Raw genomic sequence first — 10,348 nt, forward strand, 5'->3', positions numbered from 1 at the left:
CAATCCCAAGGTGCTTCAGGCAATACCCATCTCGAGTAATCGCAGTATTTGGAGAGATCTAAATATTGCTCTGTCGTCATCTGCGGATCCACAAGCCTCATCTTTCATTCAATATCTAATCTCCGATAAAGCGCAAAAACTAATGCGTAGCTACGGCTATGTGCGATAGGCTACGGGAGCATCTATAAAACAAAGCGCCAGTTAACTCCCAAGATTTATACAAGCTGTGTCAGCAGCAAAAAACCGCAGGAGGCTGTGCCTGTTATTACTGGGACACCCCCCTATAGTTGATCATCTAGATGGTCAACTGTCATGATTCAGGTGTCGGTGGCAGAAGCTAAGACCCAGCTCTCCAGCCTTTTGGATGCAGTTGAAGCCGGCCAGTCTGTGGTGATAACCCGCCGCGGCAAGCCAATCGCCGATCTGGTCCCGCGCTGCAATGTACGCGATATGTTGCCCCAGCTCGCAGCCCTGCGAGGTTCATTGCCAGAGCAACTAATAAGTGGCGTGGAGATCATTAGTGCGTTGCGTGATGAACCTGGCAACTAATGCTCTACATCGACACCTGTGTGTTGCTGGCAGTGCTGATGCCGGAGGTGCACTCCTCAGCAGCAACTTCATTTCTGGCCCAGGCGCAAGCGCCGCTGGCGATCAGTAGCTGGAGTGTCACTGAGCTCCATTCCGCCCTCGGCCTCAAGGTGCGCAGCAAGGCCCTGAACCATGCGCAAGCAGAACTGATTCTGCAGGGTTTTGAGCGCAGCCTGGCGCCGGGTCTGCTGCTGCTGGAACTCGAACCTCAAGACTTCCGCAATGCCAATTCCTGCTTACGCGGTTGGATTACCACCCTGCGAGCGGCCGATGCCCTGCACCTTGCAATAGCAAGCGCTCGAGGCGCCACCCTTTGCAGCCTGGATGCACCGTTTGTTGCGGCGGCCCAAGAGCTTGGCCTAGAGGCTCAACTCCTCATGGCAGGCGGCTAAAAAACTATTGCAGAGGAAATTGGTTAGTATCATAAATAGATGCTTTTTATGCAAGATTAATGCACTTCCTTCTTAAATTACTAGCAAAAACCCTAGGGATTTCCTGCATTCCCGTAGCACTACTTATAAGTCATCCAGTGATAGCTAATGAGAATAAAATAGAAACCGTAGACCTAGAATCCGTTAAAAAGAATTGGGTGGATGAAATTAATACTACTGAATATATGCAGCGTGGTTCCGAAAGCTTCAAACGAGGCTACGACAAACCAAATTGCGATCGCCATGGATGTTACACCTATTAAATAATCCTAACTCGAATTTTCAGGAAATCTTGATATGCATGCACAGATGCACTTATAGAATGTATATTAGAATAGTCGAAAAAGAGCAATGCCAGAACTACTCAGCGGTGGAGTTGAGCGCAGCTATCTCCGTGATCTCAACGGTATTGCCACCCAACTGGGCGATACGATTTCGGTGCGCTACACAGGAAAACTTAGTAATGGCACCGTATTTGACAGCAATGCTGATGGCATTAAACCTGAATTTAGTTTCCAGCTCGGGGCAGGCCGGGTAATCAAGGGCTGGGATACCGGGCTTTTAGGCGTAAATGTTGGTGATGTTGTAATCCTATCAATCCCAGCAGATCAGGCCTACGGAGCTAACGCAACAGGTTCCATACCTGCTAACAGCCCTCTTAATTTCCAGGTAGAAGTGCTGGGCCGCAGCAATGCAACAGCCTCCGAACGGCTGTCTGCTCTTCAATTTGGTGTGCCCAACACAGTTTTGCAGGCATATCTCGCAACTGCTAATAGCCAGGAAGCTGATCTCAAAGGTTTAGATGCAGCTGATCAATTAACAATTGGCCCAAAAGGAGGCGCAGTTCTTGCCGCCGCTGGCAATGATTCACTTACCGGTGGCCTTGGCAACGATCTTCTTGCAGGGGGATTGGGCGCAGATATCTTTGTGTTATCCGTAGGTAATGACGTAATTAGTGATTTCAGTATTACAGAGGGCGATATTATTATCGGTAGAGCAAGTCTTCAGCGTAGCTTAGTTGATACAGTAAGTGGTTTATCAATTAACTATTCCGATGGCAGCAGCACTTTATTGGCCGGCATAAGTTCTACAGGTTTTGATGCGAAAAAGGCTTTTCTTGATCTTTCCGATATTTCCATAATCCCCATAAAATCAGGTGGAATTTCTCCAGAATCAGCTCAAGACCGTAAAAAATCAATTAGTCATGATTATCTAGCCAGCTATGCTGACCTCACAACAGTAATTGGTAATAACTTAGAGCTTGCAAGTAAACACTTTTATCTATTTGGTTTTCAAGAAGGTAGATCGATTGATCGCTTTAATAATGCAGCTTACCTAGAAGCAAATCCAGGTGTTGCAAATTCAGCCTATTTCCGAGATCGTTCTTCAGAACATTTCATTATTTATGGTTCAAAAGAGGGCCGCGCTGCAACGATCTACTAAACCACAACCAACCGATTGCGCTAATTACAAGCATTGATATAAGCGGAAGCTGGTTAAATTGATCATAAAAAGTTAATTTTATTCTGCGTTTTAGTTTCATTGTTGCAATATTGGGTTTTTGAAACTCTAATTCTTTCCATTTTTTCCCTGTTGCATCCAGCACCGCTGTAGGTCCAGTATTACCAACACTTAAAAGCCAGCGACCTGTTTCAATCGCTCTTAGCTGCGCCAATGCTAAAAATTGCTGCTGCAATTGCAGCGGATACGGATCAAGATTTGCCACAGTTAAAATCCACTCAGCTCCCTCCTTTACCGCAGTTGCCAATGATGATCCATCGGCTAGTTCATAACAAATAGCTCCCGCTATTGGTCCGATTGGATTTGGTAGATCCAGCAGCCTTGAGCCACTTCCAGGCTGCAATCCTCCTACAGCTGAAAGTCCGCTCCACTGCAACCATTCACCCCCCGGTACCCATTCCCCAATTGGCACCAATCGATGCTTATCAAGCCAACTTTTTGGTTTTTGATTTCCTGCTGGAAACCACAACAAGCTGCTGCGATCTTCAATTCCATCACGCCTAAAACCACCACTAATTACAGCTACATTTTTTGAATTGGGTTGTTCGCCTTCAGGCAAAGCACCCTCTGGTAGCACCACAGCTGCAGAGCCATCAGCTTCTGCTTCACGAATCGCATCGCCGAGCAAGTATCGCTGCCTTTGTTGCATCTCCCAATTGAACTTTTCACGGGTGGGTAATGCCGGTTGCACCACCTCCAGCTGCAATTTTTGGCTGCTATCCACATCACTATTAAAAGCAAGGGCAGCAGCGCCAAAACCATGGGCTGCAAGCACCACAAACAGCAGCAAGGGCCAGGCTTGCCGCCACAGCAACCAACTAATTATCAGTTGCACCGCAGCAAGGAATCCTGCTCCGCCAAATGCCGCCAAGCCAGCCAGGGGCCTATCTCCTGGTAATGCAGCAGCACCCAGGCCAAGCCAAAACAAAGGCCCTTTTGCCAGCAACACCTCCATCAGCCCCCACAACAAGGCCGCAAAACAAGCGCTGTATAAGTGCCGTGGCCCCAGCCTTTGCACCAAGCCGCACCACATCGCCACCAATAACGCTGCTGCTGCTGCACAGATCAACAACAGCAGCAGCACCAAAGGCAAACTCAAAACAGCAGGCACCCCCAACCAGGTGAGGGGATGCAAGGCCAGTAGCCAGCGATGACTCACCAGCACCGCCGCCGCACCCCAAAGAGCTCCGCCGCCAGGCCCGAAACGCCAAAGGGGCAGGAGTGCAATCCACATCAACCAAGGCCAACCAAGTGGTGGCAAGGCATAACCAGCTAGAGCACCTGCCGCTATTGGTAGCCAACCGCACCATCTAACAATTATTAGCCAATCCTTAAGCAGATTGGCCCCATTCCTTAGCCCGCCAGATAGGTAATGCTTCATACATTTGCAGGTGTTCTCCGATGCATCGGCGATGGTTGCCAGCCCCCAGCGCGACGATTTGGGTTTAAGGGAACTGCTGGAATCCAGCTTTAGTAAGCGCAATTTAGTTCCTATGCCCGCTGGCAGCCAAATACCACTTCTTAAAGATCACGTGTGGTTGGTGGTGCGGGGCATGACAAAGCTGGTTACTTCATACATGAGTGGTGACGAAGCCCTGCTGGGTTTAGTTGGCCCAAATGAACCCTTTGGTGAACCCCTCAGTTCTGTTGCCCCATACGAAGCAGTAACCCTCTGCGACAGCGATCTGCTCTGCTTGCGTTGGGATGAACTGCTAGATGATCCCTGCCTGTGCCGCGCGATGTTGCTGGCCATGGCACGGCGCTACCGCCAAAGCGAAGCTTTATTAGCCTTGATGGGCCTAAGGCGGGTGGAAGAGCGTTTGCGCGGTTTTCTTGAACTGCTTGCTTTGCATTACGGGCAACCTTGCGAGAGTGGTACCCGCATAGGTTTACGCCTCACCCATCAGGAGTTAGCCAGCAGTTTGGGAACCACCCGCGTAACGATTACTAGATTTATTGGGCAATTGCGAGATGAAGGCTGGTTACTGATGGAACCCGGTCGTTTTCTCGTGGTTAAGGCCAAGGCCCGCTAAACCATAGAAAGAAGCTTTTGTTGAATGGATTCAGCTAACCCCCTCCAACAACTACTAGTGAGGGGTCTTGGTACCACCAATCTGGTGCTTGAGCGTTTGAAGGCCGTAACCCAAGATTGGGTGCTCAGCGGCCGTTTAGATCCAAATCAAGCCACTGCCCTTGTAGATGAGGTGGCTGCCGCTATGCGTGGTGAGAATCCAAGCGCTGAAAAGCAAGCAGAGCGTCAGCTAGAACGCAACTTTGACAACTTCCTCCAAGACGTGGGGCTAGCGCGTCAAAAAGAATTAGATGAATTACGCGGCCGCATCGATCGGCTCGAGCAACAGCTGCGTGAGGGCACCTGACAGAATTGCATCGATCCCAAAAAGCTGCCGCCATGCGCGAGATCCTTATCAGTTCAGCTGTGTGTGTTGCCTGCCTTCTGGTAGCGCTTGCAAGCCAGTTGATCTCACCAACCGCCATGGTTAATGCTGCGGCACCAATACGCCAAAGCCGTGCCGCCTTTGAATTAGATCCAAACGACCCCAACCCACAATTATTTGCTATGGCACCTGACGTGGCACCTGAGAAGAGTCAAATAGCCAAAGGCAAGGCTGCCGATCTACTTGGCTCAGATGATCTTGTTGCAGCTAAAGAGCGCACCACTGCATCTGGATTGAAAATCACTGATATCACCGTGGGCACTGGCGCAGAAGCCAAAAGTGGCGACAAAGTTTGGGTGAATTATCGCGGCACACTCACCAACGGCAAAGAATTTGATAGCAGCTACAGCCGTAATGAACCCTTCAACTTTCCCCTCGGTGCAGGCCGCGTAATCCGCGGCTGGGATGAAGGCGTTGCCGGAATGAAGGTTGGCGGTAAACGCAAGCTGGTTATTCCTCCAGATCTCGCCTACGGCGAACGCGGTGCGGGGGGGGTAATCCCCCCAAATGCCACCTTGATATTTGATGTTGAACTGGTGAAAATCGCACCCTAACTACGTAGGGAAACCAGTCGCAATAGTTAGTATTTAAGCGTATTAATCCTTTCCTCAGCTCCCAACTCAATGGCCCACACCCTTGCAGCCCTGCCTTACTCCCTCGATGCTCTCGAGCCCCACATCTCCCGTGGAACCCTTGAATTCCACCATGGCAAGCATCACGCTGGTTATGTAACCAACTTGAACAAGCTTGTTGAAGGTGGAGAGCTTGCTGATAAAAGCTTAGAAGAAACAATTGCCGCTGTAGCCGGCGATGCCAGTAAAGCTGGCGTATTTAATAATGCCGCCCAAGTGTGGAACCACAGTTTCTACTGGCAGTGCATTAAGCCTGGTGGTGGTGGAAAACCAAGCGGTGCTTTAGCCGAAAAGATTGATGCTGATTTCGGTAGTTTTGATGCTTTCGTTGAGCAGTTCAAAGCTGCTGGTGCAACCCAGTTTGGTAGTGGTTGGGCCTGGTTAGTACTCGATGGCGGCACCTTAAAAGTTACAAAAACTGCTAATGCAGATCTTCCACTAGCCCACGGCCAAACAGCACTGCTCACGATGGATGTATGGGAGCATGCATACTATCTTGATTACCAAAACCGCAGGCCTGATTACATGGCTACTTATCTTGATAAGTTAGTAAATTGGGATTTTGTTGCTGCTAACTTAGCTGCTGCTTGATTTAATTAACAACCGTCTCCGGCGGGATCCACATCGCATCACCATAGGAAAAGAAACGATAACCCTGCTCAATCGCTTCTTCATATAGCGCCATTAGCCGCTCGCGGCCAATCAAGGCGCTCACTAACAGTAGAAGCGAACTTTTGGGCAGGTGGAAGTTAGTTAGTAAACCTTGCACTAAAACAAATCGATAGCCCGGCTGGATCACCAAATTCACCGGGCCTTGATGTGTCTTTAATACTCCATTATTTAATTGAGCTACCGCCTCAAGGCTGCGAACACTTGTTGTACCAATTGCTATTAATCTGCCTCCTCTTTTTTTACAAGCCTCAACAGCTGCCACAGTTTCTGCTGTGATCTCCACCCATTCACTGTGTAGCCGCAACTGGTTTAGATCTTCGCTATCAAGGGGCTTAAAAGTTCCTAAACCAACATGCAACGTGATACTTGCAATTTCAACTCCGTTACTTTTAAAAATCGCAAGTAATTCATCACTTAAGTGCAAACCAGCGGTTGGAGCTGCAACAGCACCAGGCTTGGAAGCAAATCGGGTTTGATAACGCTCATTATCGCTATCATGATGTTCATGGATATAAGGCGGTAAAGGAATAGCGCCATAACGTATTAACAAAGGTTCAAGGCTTGCGCCATCAACACATTCAGCTGGAAACTGAATAATCCTGCCACCACTTTCCCCATGATTTGCCAGCACCTGCAGCGCTAAAGGCGGCTGGCCTGCAGCTAAAACTTCAAGCCAATCACCAGGTTTTAATTTCTTTGCTGGTTTAGCAAGGCAAACCCAATCACCACTGCCATCAGCACCGGGCTCCAAAACTAATAGTTGCACTGCTCCACCACTCGCCCGCCGCGCCTGCAAGCGAGCCCTTAAAACCCTTGTGTTATTAACAACTAATAAATCACCTTTCTGCAACTGCTGCGCCAGGTTCCACACCTGCAAATGATCACAGCCTTGAACAGGCTTCACCGCCAACATCCGCGCTTGATGGCGTGGCTCGATCGGCCGTTGGGCAATCGCTGCCTCCGGCAAGTGGAAGTTGTAACTAGAAAGCTTTGTATCTGCTAAGTTTTGATCAGTCAAATCCCAAAAACCTTAACAGGTTAAATAATAACGAACTACTGTAAATACTCGATTATGCTGATCAACCAAGGCTTGGCGCATGTTGATCGACCTTTGATTTAACAGTAAACCGTCGAAGGGTTGCTTAGGTATCGCCATGGGCATGATTATTGTATGAAATAAATCTGGATACTTTTCTTCTTCTGATTCAACACATTCAACAAACGGAGCTACCAGTGATGCGCCTGGGCTAGCCATTATCCGAAATTCAATTCCTGTATTTACGCCCACCACAGCTTGCCAGGCCGCTTCTATTTGCTCACTATCCTCATCATCAGATTTCACCCAAACCGCCAACACATGATCAGCAATTGCAGCTGCATAACGCAGGGCATTAATTGTTGGTTCTGTTATTGAAGGCACCCAAACAATTGCACGATTGCCAAGTGTTTCAGTGCGTTTTGGTATCTCCAATACATTTATCTGGCCAGGTGCTATTGCCATTGCACCATAAACTTGGCGGTAACGCTGGCGCACCGAAGCTAAAAGCAAAACAATAATTGGCACAGCTACTACAACTGTCCAAGCGCCTTGATTGAATTTACTTATAACAATAACCAATAAAACCAATAAAGTTGTAATTGCACCAAGCCCATTCATCAACATTCGGCCTAGCCAAGCCGAGCCCCGCAGGCGCCACCAATGCAACACCATGCCGGCTTGAGATAATGTGAAAGCTGTAAAAACGCCTAGGGCATATAGATTAACAGCTACGGTTGTATCACCTTGGCATATAATAATTATTAAACCTGCAGCTAGTAAAAGAATTAATATCCCATTTTGAAATACCAAACGATCCCCCACCCAACCCATCTGTCTTGGCAGAAAACGATCATTTGCAAGCAATGCAGCTAAACGCGGAAAATCAGCAAATGAAGTGTTAGCAGCAAGGGCTAGTATTAATAATGTTGATATCTGTAAGGCCCAAAGCAAGGCGCTATTTTCACCGAATACGCGCGTTCCTATCTGTGCCATCACCGTAATGTTTGGATTTGGCGCAACCCCATAGGCATAGCCAAGGGCGCTAACACTAAAAAACATTGCCGAAAGTATTACACCCATCACAACCATTGTTAATCGAGCATTTGCAGCTGCAGGCTCTCTAAATATCTTCACACCATTAGAAATAGCTTCAATACCAGTCATTGCTGAGCAACCAGAACTAAAGGCTCGCAAAATCAAAAACAAACCCAGCGGCTCCAATGCTTTTACAGGTAGCGGCGCTGCAGCATGGAAACCGTGGCCAAAGGCAAGATTAAAAACACCGCCAAGCGCAAGCACAACCACCATCAAAACAAAGGCATAAGTGGGGTAAGCAAATAATTTCCCTGCATCCTTAACGCCCCGCAAATTGGCCCAACCCACTAACACCAACAGCACGATCGAAAAACTCACCTCATGGGGCAATAATTGCGGCAATAAAGAACTAAGGGCCTGGGTTCCAGCCATCAAACTCACTGCAGCAGTTAACACGTAGTCGATCAGTAGGGAAGCAGCTGCCACCAAGGAGGCGATGGTGCCAAGGTTTTCCCGCGCCACCACATAAGAGCCACCGCCCTGGGGATAGGCCTCAATCGTTTGGCGATAAGAAAGCACAACAATTGCCACAAGAGCAATGATTGCCAAGGTGATCGGCACCGACAGTTTCAAAGCGCCACTGCCTGCCAGCACCAAAACGCCAAGGGTTGCTTCTGTTCCATAGGCCACCGATGAAAGAGCATCGGAAGAAAGTATTGCTAGGGCCTCAAAATTGGGCAGGGTGGCTTCATCTGCTTGATGGCGCGGCAAAGGTTTGCCAAAAAGTGTTTGCAACAGCCTTAAAATCAAAAGAGAACCTCTTTAATTTCAGAAAAGCGCCAGGTTTTCTGGTTCGTTTTCAATTAGTAGCGCTAGATCTTTAAGGAAAGCAGCTGCGTCAGCCCCGTAGATCACTCGGTGATCAGCGGTGAGATTCACCTGCATTTGAGATTTAACAGCAATTGAACCATCGGGATTCGCAACTACTACAGGCTTTGAAGCTCCCACCGCCAAAATTGCTCCTGTGCCAGGAGGCAAAATCGCATCAAAACGATCAACGCCAAACATTCCCAAATTTGAAAGGGTGAAAGTGCCGCTGTTGTATTCCTCTGGTTTGAGTTGTTTAGTGCGAGCCCTTGCCACCAAATCAGCCCAATTTCGAGAAAGGCTATAAAGATCAGTGCGATCGGCCTGAGCTAGCACTGGCGTGAGCAATCCGCCCCCTTCCATCGCCACCGCAACTGCCACATTAATGGCATTTGGAAAACTGATGCCAGCATCGCTATAAGCTGCATTAATTAACGGATGGCGAACCAAAGTTAAAGCGGCAGCCTTCGCTAAAAGGGCTGTCATGGTAACGCCTTTTTGCTTAACTTGTTTATAAAAAATATCTAATTTTGTTGCTCCTATTGTATATCCCACCCGAAAGCTAGGTGTATTCAAGCTAGCCAACATATTGCGGTTAACCGCCTGTTGAAGGGTGCTAAATGCTTTGATTTCGCCTGGTTGAGCTAATACAACTGGCGCTGCAACTTGTATTGCTGCAGCGGGAATTGCTGCTTGAGCTGGTGATTTACCAGCAGCTTTTTCCACATCAGCTGCCACCAAGCGGCCATGGGGACCACTACCCATTAATCCTTCAAGTTTCACCCCAAGCTGTTGGGCAAGCTTGCGGGCCCTGGGGCTAGCCACAACGCGATTGCTGCTAACAGGCGCTGGTGTTGGGACCACTGCAACGGGTGCTGGATTTGCTAAAGGCGCAGGGGTTGGAGGTGGCGCAGAAGTTGGTCCTTTGGCTTGCAATTCCAAAACTTCGGCTTGGGTTTGCACCACCAAACCGATGGTTTCTCCTACTGGAGCAGTGCCGCCCGCTGGCAACAAAACCGCTCCAAGGAAACCAGCCTCAAAAGATTCCACATCCATGTCGGCCTTATCCGATTCCACCACCAACACCGATTCCCCTCTTTCCACCCG

Annotated in this window: 12 protein-coding genes; 8 read left to right on the forward strand and 4 right to left on the reverse strand. The window is 48.7% G+C overall.

The window, feature by feature from the left end; all coding sequences use genetic code 11:
- Nucleotides 1–312: 312 nt before the first annotated feature.
- The 4 genes from KB557_RS05940 (at nucleotide 313) to KB557_RS05955 (ending at nucleotide 2,462) form a co-directional block, all read left to right on the forward strand.
- Complete coding sequence (locus tag KB557_RS05940; RefSeq protein WP_255132265.1) at nucleotides 313–549, forward strand: type II toxin-antitoxin system Phd/YefM family antitoxin; 237 nt, start codon at nucleotides 313–315, stop codon at nucleotides 547–549.
- Nucleotides 549–980, forward strand: coding sequence for a type II toxin-antitoxin system VapC family toxin (locus KB557_RS05945; RefSeq protein WP_255132267.1), 432 nt, complete (start codon nucleotides 549–551; stop codon nucleotides 978–980). Before KB557_RS05940 ends, KB557_RS05945 begins: the two co-directional genes overlap by 1 nt.
- A 59-nt stretch (nucleotides 981–1,039) precedes the next feature.
- Nucleotides 1,040–1,282, forward strand: coding sequence for a hypothetical protein (locus tag KB557_RS05950; RefSeq protein ID WP_255132270.1), 243 nt, complete (start codon nucleotides 1,040–1,042; stop codon nucleotides 1,280–1,282).
- Between the two features lie 88 nt (nucleotides 1,283–1,370).
- Nucleotides 1,371–2,462, forward strand: coding sequence for an FKBP-type peptidyl-prolyl cis-trans isomerase (locus tag KB557_RS05955; RefSeq protein WP_255132272.1), 1,092 nt, complete (start codon nucleotides 1,371–1,373; stop codon nucleotides 2,460–2,462).
- Here the strand turns inward: KB557_RS05955 and KB557_RS05960 are convergent.
- A complete protein-coding gene (locus KB557_RS05960) occupies nucleotides 2,419–3,921 on the reverse strand; it encodes an apolipoprotein N-acyltransferase (protein WP_255132275.1) in 1,503 nt (500 codons plus the stop codon). The genes KB557_RS05955 and KB557_RS05960 overlap by 44 nt on opposite strands.
- 31 nt (nucleotides 3,922–3,952) lie before the next feature.
- Here KB557_RS05960 and KB557_RS05965 point away from each other — a divergent pair, with 31 nt between their 5' ends.
- From KB557_RS05965 to KB557_RS05980, 4 genes are all read left to right on the forward strand, one after another.
- Entirely contained in the window at nucleotides 3,953–4,573 is a 621-nt protein-coding gene (locus KB557_RS05965) for a Crp/Fnr family transcriptional regulator (protein ID WP_255132283.1), read from the forward strand.
- Nucleotides 4,574–4,597: 24 nt separating this feature from the next.
- The gene (locus KB557_RS05970; protein WP_255132276.1) at nucleotides 4,598–4,918 is read left to right on the forward strand and encodes a phasin family protein; all 321 of its coding nucleotides are present in this window, start codon (nucleotides 4,598–4,600) and stop codon (nucleotides 4,916–4,918) included.
- A gap of 32 nt (nucleotides 4,919–4,950) precedes the next feature.
- Complete coding sequence (locus KB557_RS05975) at nucleotides 4,951–5,550, forward strand: FKBP-type peptidyl-prolyl cis-trans isomerase (RefSeq protein WP_255132277.1); 600 nt, start codon at nucleotides 4,951–4,953, stop codon at nucleotides 5,548–5,550.
- 69 nt (nucleotides 5,551–5,619) lie between these two features.
- Entirely contained in the window at nucleotides 5,620–6,219 is a 600-nt protein-coding gene (locus KB557_RS05980; RefSeq protein ID WP_255132278.1) for a superoxide dismutase, read from the forward strand.
- A 1-nt stretch (nucleotide 6,220) separates the two neighbouring features.
- Here KB557_RS05980 and queA read toward each other — a convergent pair whose 3' ends face one another.
- From queA to KB557_RS05995, 3 genes are all read right to left on the reverse strand, one after another.
- Entirely contained in the window at nucleotides 6,221–7,318 is a 1,098-nt protein-coding gene (gene queA, locus KB557_RS05985; RefSeq protein WP_255132279.1) for a tRNA preQ1(34) S-adenosylmethionine ribosyltransferase-isomerase QueA, read from the reverse strand.
- Nucleotides 7,319–7,330: 12 nt separating this feature from the next.
- Complete coding sequence (locus KB557_RS05990; protein ID WP_255132280.1) at nucleotides 7,331–9,169, reverse strand: APC family permease; 1,839 nt, start codon at nucleotides 9,167–9,169, stop codon at nucleotides 7,331–7,333.
- A gap of 33 nt (nucleotides 9,170–9,202) precedes the next feature.
- The coding region (locus KB557_RS05995; RefSeq protein ID WP_255132281.1) for a dihydrolipoamide acetyltransferase family protein at nucleotides 9,203–10,348 on the reverse strand (1,146 nt) is incomplete at its 5' end.

The organism is Synechococcus sp. Cruz CV12-2-Slac-r (assembly GCF_024346075.1).
Taxonomy (GTDB): Bacteria; Cyanobacteriota; Cyanobacteriia; order PCC-6307; family Cyanobiaceae; genus Synechococcus_D.